Raw genomic sequence first — 14166 nt, 5'->3', positions numbered from 1 at the left:
AGGAGATGACACGATGAAAAAGCTCCTGCTTCTCGCCTGCCTGGCGCTGCCATGGGCCGCCCCCTGGGCCGCCCACGCGCAAACCGTGTCCTTCACGACCGAGGACTACGCCCCCTTCAATTACCGCGAAGGCAAGGAGATCAAGGGCGCGACCGTCGAGCAGGTCGAGAAGGTGATGACCGCGATTGACGTCGACTACACGATCGAGGTGTTGCCCTGGGCGCGCGCTTTCAGCCTCGCCCGCACCGCGCCGATGACCTGCGTTTTCGCGACCGCCCACAACAGCGCGCGCGATCCGCTGTTCAAATGGATCGAGCCGCTGCTCATCGACCGCAACATCCTGATCACCCGCAAGGGTTCGGGCGTCACCGCCAGCAATCTGGAAGAGGCGAAGAAATATACGGTCGGCACTCAGCGCGAGGATTATACCGAGACGATCCTGAAGGAAAAAGGCTTCCCCAAGCTTGATGTCGCCAGCGATTTTAACGCGACACTGCGCAAGCTGCTGAGCGGTCGCATCGACATGATGCCGATCTCCGAACTCTATTACGACAAGCTGAAAGCCGACCAGCCGGTGGAGATGGTGACCATACTCTCGGCCCAGCCGATGGGCATCGCCTGCGAAAAGAGCTTTCCGGAGGATCTGCGCGCCAAGATGCAGTCAGCGCTCGACAAGCTGATTGCCGACGGCGACCAGAAAAAGATCTTCCAGAAATACGGCATGAACCTGTCCGACTGAAGCAGCCGGACAGGCCGCTGGCCTTTCCGCTTGACTTTGCTTCCGTTTCCGGGTGGTGAACGCAGGACAAGCTCAAGCAAGGAATGACAGGCCATGCTGATCATCGCAGGTCTCGGCAATCCCGGCGGCAAATACGCCGGCAACCGCCACAATATCGGCTTCATGGCCGTCGACGCCATCTATCGGCGCCACAGCTTTTCGCCCTGGTCGAAGAAGTTCAAGGCTGAAATCGCCGAAGGCGAGCTTGGCGGCGAGAAAGTGCTGCTGATCAAGCCACAGACCTACATGAACCTCTCCGGCGAGGCCGTCGGCGAGGCGATGCGCTTCTACAAGCTCCAGCCGGCCGATCTTGTCGCGATCTATGACGAGCTGGATCTTCCCGCAGGCAAGGCGCGGCTGAAGACCGGCGGCGGCCATGGCGGCCACAACGGCATCAAGTCGCTGGACGCCCATTGCGGCAAGGAATACCGGCGGCTGCGCCTCGGCATCGGCCATCCCGGCGTCAAGGAAATGGTGCAGAACCACGTGCTCGGCGATTTCGCCAAAGCCGACAAGGCCTGGCTCGAACCGCTTCTCGACACGCTGGCCGACAATGCCGACATGCTGGTGCGGAACGAGGATTCACAGCTGATGAACAAGATCGCGCTGGCGCTCGGCGGCAAGGCCGAGGAGGAGAAGCCGCGCAAGGAGAGCAAGGACGGCGAAAAAAAGCCGGCCGGCCAGTCGCATATCCGCCAGGCCCGCAACAACAACCAGCCGAAGCTGCCGGCCACCGGCCCCATGGCCGAGATGCTGAAGAAGATGTTCGGCAATAAGGGGGAATAGGCCGGTGCCGGATAATCTCGTCATCCGTCCCGCGATGGCCCACGACCTCGGGGGGCTGATTACCCTCTACCAGCATCTCAACTCGGCCGATCCTGCTCTCGAAGGCGCCACGGCCGAGGAACGCTTTTCCGCCATCCTCGCCCAGCCCGGCATGACCGTATTTATCGGCTTTGCCGGCACCCTCGCCGCCGCCACCGTCACGCTGATCGTCGTGCCGAACCTGACGCGGGGCGGCGCCTCTTACGCGCTCCTCGAGAATGTCGTCACTCATGCCGACCATCGCCAGCGCGGCTATGCCGGCGCCGTCATCGACCACGCGGTGGAAGAGGCTTGGACGGCCGGCTGCTACAAGGTGATGCTGCTCACCGGGTCAAAGAATCCGGCGACGCTGCGTTTCTACGAGAATTGCGGTTTCCTGCAGGACAAGACCGGCTACCAGATCCGCCGGCCCTGAGCGCACCTATTCCTCGGGCTCGGTGGTGAACATCAGCGGAAAGCCCATCTCCTTGGCAAGGTCGATGCCTTCCTTGGCCTTGGTCTCGGCAATGTCCTTGGCGCAAACCACGACCACGCAGGAACCGAGCTTGTGCGCCGTCATCATCACCCGGTAGCCGGTCTCTTCGCTCATGCGGAAGACGACCTTCAGGATCACGATGACGAATTCGCGCGGCGTATAATCGTCATTGACGAGAATGACCTTGTAGAGCTTCGGCTTGTCCAGCTTCAGCTTCACCTTGGTCTTCGGTTTCAGGGCAATGTCATTGTCACTCATCGGAAATTCTACCGGTTGATGACATGAAAAGGCGGAACAGACGTCCGTTGGAATATATTGCACCGTCAGCACGGCAGTTCAATGACGTAGATCTCATTCACCGGAGAGCAAGAGGCAATTCTGGCCGGCTTTTCGAAGAATGGCAGCAGCCTTCCTGTCGAATGTTGCAAAGCTTTCTCCACCAAGCCTTTCCCCTTCGAGCGCAATGACGCCATCTGCGAAATCGCCACCAGCCTCCACGACTAAAAGACCGCTTGCAACAGCGGCACGATCGAGCGTAACCGTCTCCGCCTCTCCGAGATACGTCATCGCCTGCTTCACCTCGGCTCCATCGAATTTATAGAGCCGTCGAAGAACCCAGACCAATTCGCAAAGCGTCTGGTTCGGTACAACGATACTGTAGGACCGAAGGAACTCTTCGGCCTTCGGACTCTCGACAGGATGGTCGCGCGTGAACATCCGCACCAGAATGTTCGTATCGACGACGACCTTCAACGCTTGCCCTCGCCTGCCCATCCAGCCTCGATCGCTTCATTGATCTCATCAATGGAATACGTTCTGTCGGCTTTATGAGAGAACATGCCGAACAGACGCTCGATAGGCACCATCGATTTGATCGCATGGATATTTCCACTGCCCCTTGGCAAGAGATCGATCTCGATCTCGTCACCCGGCGCTATTCCGAGATGGTCGAGAACCTCTTTCTTGAGGGTCACCTGACCTTTTGCCGTAACCTTGAGCCTGACCATCACACCACTCCTGCTCCATTGAAGGTAAGGCAAAACTGCCTTACCTTCAATGGAGCTTTAATTTCATGAACCCTTGACCGGGGAAAGCTGTTCCCCCATAGGCAGGGGCAAAGTTTTCACAAATACGGACATCAAGCCATGGGCTTCAAATGCGGCATCGTCGGTCTGCCGAACGTCGGCAAATCGACCCTCTTCAACGCGCTCACCAAGACGGCGGCCGCACAGGCTGCCAATTATCCCTTCTGCACCATCGAGCCGAACACCGGCGAAGTCGCCGTGCCCGACCCACGCATGCGCAAGCTCGCCGACATCGCCAAGTCGAAGGAACTGATCCCGACCCGCATCTCCTTCGTCGATATCGCCGGACTCGTGCGCGGCGCCTCGAAGGGTGAAGGCCTCGGCAACCAGTTCCTCGCCAATATCCGTGAAGTCGATGCCATCGTGCATGTGCTGCGCTGCTTCGAAGACAGCGACATCACCCATGTCGAGGGGCGCATCAATCCGGTCGCCGATGCCGATACGATCGAGACCGAACTGATGCTCGCCGATCTCGAAAGCCTGGAGCGCCGCACCGAGCAGACGCGCAAGCGCGCCACCAGCAAGGACAAGGATTCCATGGCGATGCTGCCGATCATGGAAGCCTCGCTGACGCTGCTACAGGACGGCAAGCCGGTGCGCACGCTGCTGTCGAAGCTCGCCCCCGATGAAATCGCCATCCTCAAGGGCCTCAACCTGCTCACCTCGCATCCGGTACTCTATGTCTGCAACGTCGCCGAAAGCGACGCCTCGACCGGCAACGAATTCACCGCAGCCGTCGCCGCCATGGCCAAGGAACAGGGTGCCGAAACCGTCATCATCTCGGCGGCGATCGAAGCCGAGGTCGCCCAGCTTGCCGAAGAGGAAGCCAAGGAATTCCTCTCCGCCCTCGACCTCGACGAGGCTGGCCTCGACCGGTTGATCCGCGCCGGCTACAAGCTGCTCCACCTCATCACCTATTTCACCGTCGGCCCGAAGGAAACGCGCGCCTGGACGATCGAGCGCGGCACCAAGGCGCCGCAGGCCGCCGGCGTCATCCATTCGGATTTCGAGCGCGGCTTCATCCGCGCCAACACCATCGCCTATGACGACTACATCAAATACAACGGCGAAGTCGGCGCCAAGGATGCCGGCAAGGCGCGCGACGAAGGCAAGGAATATGTCGTCCAGGACGGCGACGTCATCCACTTCCGCTTCAACACCTGAATAAAGAACGCTGCCGCCTCAACCCGGCGGCAGCCTGTTGGCGATTGCCGGCGGCAGTGCGCGCAGCACCTGCCGCCGAAGCGGCATCCAGCCGGTGCCGATGATCAGTACGATCGCGCCGACGATAATCAGCGTCGTGAAGATATAAGTGTCCACCGTGGCGCTCCCCTGCCGGAAAACGCTGAAGATCGCGACCCCGAGAGACAGCAGCCCCGAGGTAACGAAGGCGCGCCGGTCGATGACGAGACCGATCAGCATCAGCGCCGCCACCGTCGCGACGACCACGGGTGTCCGCGACGACATGTTCGCGACGTCGAAGATGCGGACGTCTGCCCCGAGCGACAGCAGGGAAACGGTGCTGTAGAGCAGCGCCGGCGCCGCGCCCAGATGCAGCCAGAAAGCGATATCCGAACGCGTCGTCCGCCGCAGCCGGTCGCCGAGATCGAAGTAAAGCGCCAGCACAAACAGTCCGAGCGCGCAGATCAGCGCAACCAACGCCAGCACGGCGGGATGATCGAGGAAAAACGCCGGATTGCCGCTTGCCCACTGTACCAGCCGCAAAAGCAGCGTGAGGACGAAGGCGAGCGCCGACATGATGGAGAGCGCCAGCGATAGCGGCACGCGGTAGCGGGCATAATAGGCGCCGAGAATGATCGGGAAGCCGGCGACGAACTGCGTCGCCTCCGCCCCGAAGGATTCGGCGTTCGGCGTCCATGGCGGGAAGAAATGGGACATCAGCAGACATGTCCAGCAGAACAGCGCGATCGTCAGGCTGACCGCCGGCAAAGCGAGCCGCTGGCGGCGCACCAGAATTTCCGAAAGCACGATGATGGCAACCGGCACGGCATAAAGCGCCGACAGCCCCCAGAGCCCGCAAAGCCCGACGATGACGCCGATGGTGATCAGCACGTCGTGAAAGCCGCGCACGAAGCGCGGCGTTTCCGTGTCCGACCAGGCCGATCCGTCCGCGGCTGCCGGCTGCGGCTCGACAACCGCCACGCCGCGCTCGGTCAGGAAGGGCAGAAGCCGCCCGCCCGCCTCAGGCGAAATCAGCCCTTGGCGCGCCGCCTCGTCGAGTATCGACCTCAGTTCCGTCATGCCGGTTTCTCTCCCCGGAATCATTGAGCCCGCGCGGATGCTATTGTAAGAATTGTGCGCTGCATATGCGGAGGAGCGAATGCCGGAAGAAAAGCTTGCCTTCGAGGACTTCGAGCCCGGCCGCCGCTTCTCCCTCGGCCCGAAGCTGGTGAGCGCCGGGGAAATCATCGAATTCGCCAGGGAATTCGACCCGCAGCCGATGCATATCGACGAGGCCGCCGGCCGCGCCAGCATCCTCGGCGGGCTCGCCGCCTCTGGCTGGCACACCTCGGCAATGCTCATGCGCATGATGGCCGACAGCTACATCCTGAACGCGCTCTGCGAGGGTGCGCCCGGCATCGACCTCATGGAATGGCGAAAGCCGGTGCTTTCAGGCGATACGCTGCAGGGTCACTCGACCGTGCTCGAAGCCCGGCCGATGCGCTCGCGCCCCGGCATGGGCATCGCGAAATTCCGCCACGTCCTGGAAAATCAGCGCGGCGAACTCGTCTGCCTGTCGGAGAATTCGGTCATGATCCGCATGCGTCCCCCTTCGGAGGAGAGCGATATAAGATCGGAGCGGCCGGCATGAGAATGTCCGAACTTTACGCCGTCGGCGAGAAGGCCGAGATCGGCAGCTATGCCTTCACCGAGGAAAACATCCTCCATTTTGCCACCCGCTACGATCCGCAGCGTTTTCACATCGACAAGGAAGCGGCGAAAGACACGCTCTTCGGCGGGCTCTGCGCCTCCGGCTGGCACACCACGGCCGCCTGGATGAAGACCTTCCTCGCCTTTTGGGAAAGGCAGAGGATCGCACTGGCGGAAAAGGGTCAGACGGCGCCGAACCTCGGCCCCTCTCCCGGTTTCCAGAAGCTGCAATGGTTGCGGCCGGTCTTCGTCGGCGACGTCGTGACCTATTCCGTCGCCTTGCTCTCCAGCCGGCCGCTCGCGTCGCGGCCGGGCTGGCACCTCAACACCATTCTCTGCGAAGGCGTCAATCAGAACGGGGATGCTGTCATGCGCTTCGAAAGCGGCGTCCTGGAATTCGACTGACGCCATTGGAATACGGGCTCAGTGCCCGGAGAATTCGACCAGCGTATGCACCTTGACACCGAGTTCTTCCAGCTTCCGACGGCCGCCGAGGTCGGGCAGGTCGATGACGAAGCAGGCGCCGACCACCTCCGCGCCTATCTGGCGCAGAAGCTTTGTTGCCCCGACCGCCGTGCCGCCGGTGGCGATCAGGTCGTCGACCAGGATCACCTTCTCGCCGGGCTGCACCGCATCGCGATGCATCTCCATCTCGTCGACGCCATATTCCAGGCTGTAGGCGATGCGCACGGTATCGTGCGGCAGCTTGCCCTTCTTGCGGATCGGCACGAAGCCCGAGGAAAGCTGGTGCGCAACCGCGCCGCCGAGAATGAAGCCGCGTGCCTCCATGCCGGCGATCTTGTCGATCTTCGTGCCCGCATAGGGCTGCACCAGCTCGTCGACCGCCCGGCGGAAAGCGCGCGGGTTGCCAAGCAGCGTGGTGATGTCACGGAAGATGATGCCGGGCTTGGGGTAATCGGGAATGGAGCGGATGCTGGCAGCAAGCTCCGAAGTCGTATTGTCCATGGAAAGTCCATATCTGCGAGGGCATGAAACTGACCACACCCTATCAACTGCCCAGGGCGGAACCAACAAAAAAGGCGGCCCGAGGCCGCCTTTTGAATGCCGATCGGAAAGCGCTCAATGTTCCTTGTTGGCGTAGACCGAGCGCTTCGTCAGGAAGATCAGCACCGTAAAGATCGCCAGGAAGACCATAACCATGAAGCCGGTGCGCTTGCGCTCTTCGAGATGCGGCTCGGCGGCCCACATCAGGAAGGCGGAGACATCCCTGGAATACTGGTCGACGGTCGCCGGCGCGCCATCGTCATAGGTCACCTGACCATCGGAGAGCGGCTTCGGCATGGCGAGCACGGCGGCAGCATTGAAATAAGGGTTATAATGTCCACCCTGCGGCACCTGGAAACCCGCGGGCGGCTCTTCATAGCCGGTCAGGAGTGCATGGATATAATCCGGGCCGCTTTCCTGATACTGGGTGAAGATGTCGAAAACGAATTGCGGGAAGCCGCGGGTGACGGCGCGGGCCTTGGCGATCAGCGAGAAATCGGGCGGAGCCGCGCCATTGTTGGAAGCAGCCGCGGCTTCAGCATTGGGGAAAGGCGACGGGAAGTAATCGGAAGGAACCGCCTTGCGCGTAAACATGTCGCCGCTGGCGTTGGGACCATCCTGGACCTCGTAATTCGCAGCGAAGGCCTTCACCTGCGCGTCGGAATAGCCGAGTTCGCCGAGCGTGCGGAAAGGCACGAGCTTCATCGAATGACAGGCTGCACAGACCTCCGTGTAGACCTTGAGGCCGCGCTGGAGCTGGGCCTTGTCATAATGGCCGAACGGACCGGCGAAGGACCATTCCTCCTCCTTCGGATGCTTCAGCGGATAATGCGGCGTCTCGCCTTCCGCGTGATGGGCCGGAGCCGCACCGTTGGCGGGCGCCTCCTCGGCCAGAGCCGCGCCGCTGAGACCGGCAACGACAGCCAGCGAGAGAATGCTTGCAACAAGCTTTTTCATGTTTCTGTTCCCTTCCGTCGCGCGCTTACGCATTGGCCGCTGCGCTGGCGGCAGCTGTCTTGTTGCGCTTCTCGAGCACCGCTTCGGTGATCGAGTTCGGTATGCGGCGCGGCGTCTCGACGAGGCCGAGTACCGGCATGGCCACCAGGAAGAAGGCGAAGTAGAGGAGCGTGCAGATCTGCGAGATCCAGACGAAGTTGCCTTCCGCCGGCTGCGAGCCGAGCCAGCCGAGGATGATCGCATTGATCACGAACAGCCAGAAGAACAGCTTGTACCAGGGACGATAAACCGCCGAACGAACCTTGGAGGTATCGAGCCAGGGCAGGAAGAACAGCACGATGATCGCGCCGAACATCACCAGCACGCCGCCGAGCTTGGAGTCGATCGGACCGATGTTGAAGGTGATCGAACGCAGCATCGCGTAGAACGGCAGGAAGTACCATTCCGGAACGATGTGAGCCGGCGTCTTCAACGGGTCGGCCGGGATGTAGTTGTCGGCATGACCGAGGAAGTTCGGCATGTAGAAGACGAAATAGGCGTAGACCAGCAGGAAGACCGAAACGCCGAGCGCATCCTTCATCGTCGCATAGGGCGTGAAGCGCACGGTATCCGTCTTGGTCTTGACTTCGACGCCCGTCGGGTTCGTCTGACCGGTGACGTGCAGCGCCCAGATGTGAAGGACGACGACGCCGGCGATCATGAAGGGCAGCAGGTAGTGCAGCGAGAAGAACCGGTTCAGTGTCGGCTGTTCGACGGCAAAGCCGCCGAGCAGGAACTGCTGGAGCGATTCGCCGATCATCGGGAAGGCCGAGAAGAAGCCGGTGATGACGGTCGCGCCCCAGAAGGACATCTGGCCCCAGGGCAGAACGTAGCCCATGAAGCCGGTCGCCATCATCAGCAGGTAAATGACGACGCCGAGGATCCAGAGGATTTCGCGCGGCGCCTTATACGAACCGTAATAGAGGCCGCGGGCGATGTGCAGGTAGACGGCGACGAAGAAGAAGGATGCGCCGTTGGCATGCAGATAGCGCAGCAGCCAGCCGTGATTGACGTCGCGCATGATCTTTTCAACGGAGTTGAAGGCGATCGCGGTGTCGGCGGCGTAATGCATGGCGAGCACGATGCCCGTCAGGATCTGCACGACCAGCATGACGGAGAGCATGGCGCCGAATGTGTAGGCATAGTTCAGGTTTCTCGGAACCGGATATGCCACGAAGCTGTCATAGACCATGCGCGGCAGCGGCAGGCGCGCATCGACCCATTTTTCGAAGCCGGTTGATGGTTCGTAGCTGGAATGGCCACTCATGAATCAGTCTCCCCTCAACCGATCTTGATTTTGGTATCGGACACAAATGAAAAGGTCGGAATCGCCAGGTTCTCGGGCGCGGGACCCTTCCGGATGCGGCCGGCCGTATCGTAGACCGAGCCATGGCAGGGACAGAACCAACCATTGTATTCGCCGGCCTGGCCGAGCGGGACGCAGCCGAGATGGGTGCAGGTGCCGATCATGACGATCCAGTTTTCCTTGCCTTCGCCGCCCGAGCGGTCGACGCCCGTTGCCTGAGCGTCGGCAGGAAGGTTTGCATTGCGGGCCACCGGATCCTTGAGATCGCCGAGCGGAACATCGGCTGCGGCTTTCACTTCTTCCGGCGTGCGGTTACGGATGAAGATCGGCTTACCGCGCCATTTCACCGTCAAGGACATGCCGGGCTCGAGGCTTGCGACATCGACTTCGATGGAGGCCAGTGCCAGCGTCGAGGCGTCCGGGCGCATCTGATCGATGAACGGCCATGCAACCGCAACGGCACCGACGGCACCAGCCATACCAGTGGTGAGATAAAGGAAATCACGGCGAGTGGGCTCTGTCGAAGCCCCGCTTGTCGTTTCGTGTTCGCTCACGGCTTAACCATCCTCTGCGCAATTATCGCGGAATTCCGCCCTGCCCCCTCTACCAACGAATCCCTCTGGACACAATTCGGCCATAGATTCCCCGGCAATCCGGCGCGTTCTAAGCTTGATCGCAAATTATGTCCAGCCTTGACAAGGGGATGAGGGCACAATGTCGCGGGAAATTTCCGATGAATTTTTTAAGGTAAACACCAGCTCGCGATTATGCTGCATTGCAACAAAAAAGCCGCCGTGATAGGCGCATCGACAGCCAAGCCAGCAAGCCGGACCGTAGCGAATGAGAGACACGATTTTTTGCGTATTCAGCGTGCTCACCACGCTCGTCCTCGCCATCGTCTCGCTGCGCTACGTCACGAATTTTTATCTGCTTTCCTTCTTCTATAGCTTTCAGGTCCACCTGGCGGTGGCGGCAGCGGCCGCTTCCGTCGCGGCCCTCCTCGTCAAGCGGCATTGGTATGCGCTGCTGATGCTCGCCGTATCGCTGCTCCTTGCCGTTCATGGCGTGGTGATGGCGCGCGAATTCGTCGAGCCCGCCGTCGACGAAAGCCGCCCGGCTCTCTTCCGGCTGATGTCCTTCAACATCGAGAACGACAATTTCGCAAACGGTGCCGCCATTGCCGAAATGGTCATCGCCTCGGGCGCTGACGTCGCCAACATCCTGGAGGCCGAGCCGCTGCTGTCCGAATTGCCGCGACTGCTGAAGACCTATCCCTATTACGTCGGCTGCGGCATCGGCATGGAGCAATGCGATACGCTCGTCCTGTCGAAACGCCCGCTGATCGAGCCCCGGATCCGCAACCTCGGGCTCCTCTGGCGCAACCGGCTGACGATCTCGACGATCGATTTCGACGGCCGGAAGGTCAATTTTCTCGCCGCGCACCTGACCAAGCCCTACTACGATGAATTCCACGGCCTGGAAATTGCAGATCTCGCGGAGGTCATCCCTTCCCTGCCTGGACCGCTCGTGCTTGCCGGTGATTTCAACACTTCGATCCTGGCGCCCGACGTGCAGTATCTCATGCGCAGCCAGGGTCTGGGCACGGTGTCGCTGGAACCCGCGACATGGCCGATCGCCGCCGGTCCCTTCGGCATTCCGATCGACCATATCTTCAGCAAAGCGCCCCTGCGGCTGAAATCGGTCCGCCGCATCGAGAACAGCTTCGGGTCAAATCATTTTGGCCTCATGGCGGAATTCGTCGTCGACCCCTGAGCCCCGATCCTCATCCGTCGCGAGGAAACCGCCGGACTGGCGCGCCCAGAGTTCGGCGTAGAGACCGCCGCGGCGAAGCAGCTCGTCGTGACTGCCCTCCTCGATGATTCGTCCGAGATCGACGACAATCAACCGGTCGAGCGCGGCGATCGTCGACAACCGGTGAGCGATCGCCAGCACCGTCTTGCCCTCCATGATCCGGTGGAGGTTGGACTGGATCGCTTCTTCCACTTCCGAATCGAGCGCCGAGGTCGCTTCGTCGAGAACCAGGATCGGCGCGTCCTTCAGCATGACGCGGGCAATGGCGATGCGCTGCCGCTGCCCGCCCGATAGCTTGACGCCGCGCTCTCCGACATGCGCATCGAAGCCTTTGCGGCCCTGCTGATCCTGCAGGCGGGAGATGAAGTCGATGGCTTCGGCGCGCCGGGCCGCCTCGACCAGCCGCTCCTCGCCGGCATCCGGCCGGCCGAAGAGAATATTGTCGCGCACCGAACGATGCAGCAGGGAGGTGTCCTGGCTGACGACGCCGATCTGCATCCTGAGCGATTCCTGCGTGACGGCCGATATATCCTGCCCGTCGATGAGGATGCGGCCCTCCTGGATGTCGTAGAGGCGCAGCAGCAGGTTCATCAGCGTCGATTTGCCCGCGCCCGAACGACCGACGATGCCGACCTTTTCGCCAGGGCGGATGGTCAGCGAGAAATTCTCGACGACCGGCTGGTGGCCCTTGCCGTAGTGAAAGGAAACATTGTCGAAGCGAATGCCGGGCTGGCGGATCACCAGGGGCTTCGCGTCGGGCCGGTCGACGAGCCCGAGCGGCTGGGAGATCAGCTCCGCGGCATTCTGGATAGTGCCGAGATTGCGCATGATGCCGTTGAACTGCGTCATCAGCCGGCCAAGCAGGAAATTCAGCCTCAGCACCAGGGCCAGCGAGAAGGCCACTGCGCCCGAGCTGATGAGGCCGCGCAGCCACAGATCGACGCTGAGACCCGCCATCGTCACGATCATCAAGCCGGAAAGCAGCGCCATGGACGCCCTCACCCCGGTGATGAACCGCGTGAAGCGCAGCACCGTATCCTGGTAGATGTCGAAGCCCTGCCGCATGTAGCGATCGCTCTCCTCGTCGCGGGCAAAGAGCTTCAGCGTCTGCATGTTGCTGTAGGAATCGACCATGCGCCCGTTGAGCATCGATCCGGCTTCCGCAGTTTCGCGGGAATGATAACGGATGCGCGGAACGAAATGGCGGGCCAGGAAGCCGAAGGCAATGAGCCAGAACAGCACGACGGCGGCGAGCGAGAAATCCAGCCGGGCGACGAGCGCAAGCGTCGTCGCGGCATAAATGCCGACGAACCAGACGCTCTCCATCAGCGAGGTGACGAGATCGCCGGTCGCCTGCCCTGCCGACCAGACCTTGGTGACGATGCGTCCGGAGAAATCGCTCTGAAAGAACGACAAAGACTGCCGGGAGACATGGAGATAGGATTGCCAGCGTGCTAGATTGTAGAAGCCGGGCGTAATCACCTGCTGATCGACGAGCGCGATCAGGAAGGCGACGACGAAGCGCGCGACGCCGATGAGAGCGAGCATGCCGAACAGCTCGCCGCCATGGGCCGTCAGAAGACCGCTCCAGCCGGCGCCGGGCGTGGTGCTGGCGAGAATGTCGACCAGGCGCCCGACGAACCAGAAGAGCGCGGCCTCGATCGCCGCCGATGCGCCGCCGAGAATGAGCATGGCGATGAACGGCATCTTCGCCTGGCCGATATAGAACCAGATGAAGCCGAGCGTTGCGCCCGGCGGCTGGAGTTTGGCGCGTGGACGAAACGGGTCGATCCAGGTTTCGAACAGGCGTAGTATGGGGCGCAGGAACATGGAAGCGATATAGGCGGATTAACGGGAGCGGCAAAGGGAATGAAAAGCGGACGCAATCTAATATTTTGGTAATGATCGATAACATCAGCGGCATCGCCATTGAATGCTCCCGAACCCGTCACAATCTGACGATACGATCGCGCTTCACCGGAGAGAAGGCTCATGGAAACGAAAATGCTCAATGCGCATATTCCGCTTCCGCTTGCGGCAAGGCTGGATGCCCTGGCGCTCGACCTCGCCCTTCCGCGCGACCAGATCGTCATCGAGGCCATCGCCGCCTGGCTCGACACCGAGGAGCGCCGCCGCATCGCCACTTTGCGCACACTCGCCGCCGCCAACACCATCGTCGTCGTCGAGCATGACCGCGTGATCGACTGGGCTGATAGTCTTTGAATCTGTAAGGGATGCTGGCACCGCTTCCACCGTCCGGCAACCGGACGCAATATCGCAGCTAGGAATTAAAAGGCACTCCCCGCTCGCGCCCTAGCCACTTACTTAAATGTGGAATCGTTAGCGGGTATCTTCGGCAACATCCCTTATTTCGCAGGTTATCGGGGGTATTTCGTATGCCGGAGATTTCTTCGGAGACCCAAATGCGATCTCCGATTATGTGCTATGGCGGTGATCCACGTGTGCGTCAGCCTAATTGACGGATGACAGCAGACTGACTGGCGTGCAGATCGCCGGATGCTCTCCGCGATGTCTCATCGCTCCACCAGGTCGTCGCCAGGTTCTTCATGGCAAGTCCGCTGTAGCATCATAGACCTCGAACGAGCGCCGGTTTTCCGGCAACCAGACGGTCGAGCTGTACCAGAGAAATCCCAGGACATCTCGCAAGTTTCCATGCCGCAAAGTATTCTGGATACGGTGACACAATGCGACCGTTCACGGTCACAGGGTCTGTCCTGTTCCCGTGATCGATCATGAATTCCAAGTGCTGAATTGCCATTCCGCGTAATAGGCTGGAATGAATATCAAGTCGCTCAAACGCATCTTGGTCCGCATATTCGCTTTCGCCAATCAGCATATGCAACAGGTCGGATGCAAATCCTTGGTCGACAAGCCATTCGATCTTTTCGTCAAGTGCAAGCATTTGTTCGCTGGAACCCAAATTTGTTATCCGCCCAATAGTCCCGCGAGCGCGTTACGGTGGAGCCGGCGC

18 protein-coding genes are annotated in these 14166 nt (G+C 60.9%); 8 read left to right on the top strand and 10 right to left on the bottom strand.

The genetic code is table 11. The annotated features are described in order from the left end of the window. Positions 1–13 precede the first annotated feature (13 nt). The 3 genes from ATY76_RS01915 (at position 14) to ATY76_RS01905 (ending at position 2018) form a co-directional block, all read left to right on the top strand. On the top strand, positions 14–739 hold the full coding sequence (locus ATY76_RS01915) for a transporter substrate-binding domain-containing protein (RefSeq protein WP_088673080.1): 726 nt from the start codon (positions 14–16) through the stop codon (positions 737–739). A gap of 93 nt (positions 740–832) precedes the next feature. Then, positions 833–1564 (top strand): aminoacyl-tRNA hydrolase, encoded by a 732-nt coding sequence (gene pth, locus ATY76_RS01910; RefSeq protein ID WP_088673079.1) that lies wholly within the window; start codon positions 833–835, stop codon positions 1562–1564. 34 nt (positions 1565–1598) lie between these two features. Beyond that, entirely contained in the window at positions 1599–2018 is a 420-nt protein-coding gene (locus tag ATY76_RS01905) for a GNAT family N-acetyltransferase (protein ID WP_088673729.1), read from the top strand. Positions 2019–2024: 6 nt separating this feature from the next. Here ATY76_RS01905 and clpS read toward each other — a convergent pair whose 3' ends face one another. From clpS to ATY76_RS01890, 3 genes are all read right to left on the bottom strand, one after another. After that, complete coding sequence (clpS, locus tag ATY76_RS01900) at positions 2025–2336, bottom strand: ATP-dependent Clp protease adapter ClpS (protein WP_088673078.1); 312 nt, start codon at positions 2334–2336, stop codon at positions 2025–2027. A 93-nt stretch (positions 2337–2429) separates the two neighbouring features. Further along, a complete protein-coding gene (locus ATY76_RS01895) occupies positions 2430–2831 on the bottom strand; it encodes a type II toxin-antitoxin system VapC family toxin (RefSeq protein ID WP_245309649.1) in 402 nt (133 codons plus the stop codon). Then, positions 2828–3085: an AbrB/MazE/SpoVT family DNA-binding domain-containing protein gene (locus tag ATY76_RS01890; protein WP_088673076.1), complete on the bottom strand. Its 258-nt coding sequence runs from the start codon at positions 3083–3085 to the stop codon at positions 2828–2830. Before ATY76_RS01890 ends, ATY76_RS01895 begins: the two co-directional genes overlap by 4 nt. 138 nt (positions 3086–3223) lie before the next feature. On the opposite strand from ATY76_RS01890, the gene ychF reads away from it, so the two are divergent. Beyond that, positions 3224–4327 carry a redox-regulated ATPase YchF gene (ychF, locus tag ATY76_RS01885; protein ID WP_088673075.1) on the top strand — a complete coding sequence of 368 codons (1104 nt, stop codon included), beginning with the start codon at positions 3224–3226 and terminating at the stop codon, positions 4325–4327. Positions 4328–4345: 18 nt separating this feature from the next. On the opposite strand, the gene ATY76_RS01880 is transcribed toward ychF, so the two are convergent. Then, positions 4346–5425 carry a hypothetical protein gene (locus ATY76_RS01880; RefSeq protein WP_088673074.1) on the bottom strand — a complete coding sequence of 360 codons (1080 nt, stop codon included), beginning with the start codon at positions 5423–5425 and terminating at the stop codon, positions 4346–4348. A gap of 79 nt (positions 5426–5504) precedes the next feature. On the opposite strand from ATY76_RS01880, the gene ATY76_RS01875 reads away from it, so the two are divergent. Further along, entirely contained in the window at positions 5505–5996 is a 492-nt protein-coding gene (locus ATY76_RS01875) for a MaoC family dehydratase (protein WP_088673073.1), read from the top strand. Then, the gene (locus ATY76_RS01870; RefSeq protein ID WP_088673072.1) at positions 5993–6460 is read left to right on the top strand and encodes a MaoC family dehydratase; all 468 of its coding nucleotides are present in this window, start codon (positions 5993–5995) and stop codon (positions 6458–6460) included. The genes ATY76_RS01875 and ATY76_RS01870 overlap by 4 nt, the downstream gene beginning before the upstream one ends. An 18-nt stretch (positions 6461–6478) precedes the next feature. Here ATY76_RS01870 and ATY76_RS01865 read toward each other — a convergent pair whose 3' ends face one another. The 4 genes from ATY76_RS01865 to petA form a co-directional block, all read right to left on the bottom strand. Beyond that, positions 6479–7021: an adenine phosphoribosyltransferase gene (locus ATY76_RS01865; RefSeq protein WP_088673071.1), complete on the bottom strand. Its 543-nt coding sequence runs from the start codon at positions 7019–7021 to the stop codon at positions 6479–6481. Positions 7022–7135: 114 nt separating this feature from the next. Further along, on the bottom strand, positions 7136–8017 hold the full coding sequence (locus ATY76_RS01860; RefSeq protein WP_088673070.1) for a cytochrome c1: 882 nt from the start codon (positions 8015–8017) through the stop codon (positions 7136–7138). Positions 8018–8042: 25 nt separating this feature from the next. Then, the gene (locus ATY76_RS01855) at positions 8043–9323 is read right to left on the bottom strand and encodes a cytochrome b N-terminal domain-containing protein (protein ID WP_088673069.1); all 1281 of its coding nucleotides are present in this window, start codon (positions 9321–9323) and stop codon (positions 8043–8045) included. 14 nt (positions 9324–9337) lie between these two features. Continuing rightward, entirely contained in the window at positions 9338–9916 is a 579-nt protein-coding gene (gene petA, locus ATY76_RS01850; RefSeq protein WP_088673068.1) for a ubiquinol-cytochrome c reductase iron-sulfur subunit, read from the bottom strand. A 286-nt stretch (positions 9917–10202) separates the two neighbouring features. On the opposite strand from petA, the gene ATY76_RS01845 reads away from it, so the two are divergent. Beyond that, positions 10203–11135: an endonuclease/exonuclease/phosphatase family protein gene (locus ATY76_RS01845; protein WP_088673067.1), complete on the top strand. Its 933-nt coding sequence runs from the start codon at positions 10203–10205 to the stop codon at positions 11133–11135. Here the strand turns inward: ATY76_RS01845 and ATY76_RS01840 are convergent. Next, entirely contained in the window at positions 11091–13004 is a 1914-nt protein-coding gene (locus tag ATY76_RS01840) for an ABC transporter ATP-binding protein (RefSeq protein WP_088673066.1), read from the bottom strand. The genes ATY76_RS01845 and ATY76_RS01840 overlap by 45 nt on opposite strands. A gap of 162 nt (positions 13005–13166) precedes the next feature. On the opposite strand from ATY76_RS01840, the gene ATY76_RS01835 reads away from it, so the two are divergent. Then, on the top strand, positions 13167–13397 hold the full coding sequence (locus ATY76_RS01835; protein ID WP_088673065.1) for a CopG family transcriptional regulator: 231 nt from the start codon (positions 13167–13169) through the stop codon (positions 13395–13397). Positions 13398–13761: 364 nt separating this feature from the next. Here ATY76_RS01835 and ATY76_RS01830 read toward each other — a convergent pair whose 3' ends face one another. Then, positions 13762–14115: a hypothetical protein gene (locus tag ATY76_RS01830; protein WP_141104970.1), complete on the bottom strand. Its 354-nt coding sequence runs from the start codon at positions 14113–14115 to the stop codon at positions 13762–13764. Between the last annotated feature and the right edge of the window lie 51 nt (positions 14116–14166).

The organism is Rhizobium sp. R339, from assembly GCF_002211395.1.
GTDB lineage: Bacteria > Pseudomonadota > Alphaproteobacteria > Rhizobiales > Rhizobiaceae > Rhizobium.
Note: the sequence above shows the minus strand (reverse complement) of the source record. Positions and strands in the feature narration are given on the sequence as shown.

Bases quoted from the DNA above. Each gene is read 5' to 3' on its own strand.
- ATY76_RS01860 (WP_088673070.1), bottom strand. From the start codon at position 8,017: ATGAAAAAGCTTGTTGCAAGCATTCTCTCGCTGGCTGTCGTTGCCGGT.
- ATY76_RS01870 (WP_088673072.1), top strand. From the start codon at position 5,993: ATGAGAATGTCCGAACTTTACGCCGTCGGCGAGAAGGCCGAGATCGGC.
- ATY76_RS01905 (WP_088673729.1), top strand. From the start codon at position 1,599: ATGGCCCACGACCTCGGGGGGCTGATTACCCTCTACCAGCATCTCAAC.
- ATY76_RS01915 (WP_088673080.1), top strand. From the start codon at position 14: ATGAAAAAGCTCCTGCTTCTCGCCTGCCTGGCGCTGCCATGGGCCGCC.
- ATY76_RS01875 (WP_088673073.1), top strand. From the start codon at position 5,505: ATGCCGGAAGAAAAGCTTGCCTTCGAGGACTTCGAGCCCGGCCGCCGC.
- ATY76_RS01865 (WP_088673071.1), bottom strand. From the start codon at position 7,021: ATGGACAATACGACTTCGGAGCTTGCTGCCAGCATCCGCTCCATTCCC.
- pth (WP_088673079.1), top strand. From the start codon at position 833: ATGCTGATCATCGCAGGTCTCGGCAATCCCGGCGGCAAATACGCCGGC.
- ATY76_RS01880 (WP_088673074.1), bottom strand. From the start codon at position 5,425: ATGACGGAACTGAGGTCGATACTCGACGAGGCGGCGCGCCAAGGGCTG.
- ATY76_RS01890 (WP_088673076.1), bottom strand. From the start codon at position 3,085: ATGGTCAGGCTCAAGGTTACGGCAAAAGGTCAGGTGACCCTCAAGAAA.
- clpS (WP_088673078.1), bottom strand. From the start codon at position 2,336: ATGAGTGACAATGACATTGCCCTGAAACCGAAGACCAAGGTGAAGCTG.
- ATY76_RS01845 (WP_088673067.1), top strand. From the start codon at position 10,203: ATGAGAGACACGATTTTTTGCGTATTCAGCGTGCTCACCACGCTCGTC.
- ATY76_RS01855 (WP_088673069.1), bottom strand. From the start codon at position 9,323: ATGAGTGGCCATTCCAGCTACGAACCATCAACCGGCTTCGAAAAATGG.
- ychF (WP_088673075.1), top strand. From the start codon at position 3,224: ATGGGCTTCAAATGCGGCATCGTCGGTCTGCCGAACGTCGGCAAATCG.
- ATY76_RS01835 (WP_088673065.1), top strand. From the start codon at position 13,167: ATGGAAACGAAAATGCTCAATGCGCATATTCCGCTTCCGCTTGCGGCA.
- ATY76_RS01840 (WP_088673066.1), bottom strand. From the start codon at position 13,004: ATGTTCCTGCGCCCCATACTACGCCTGTTCGAAACCTGGATCGACCCG.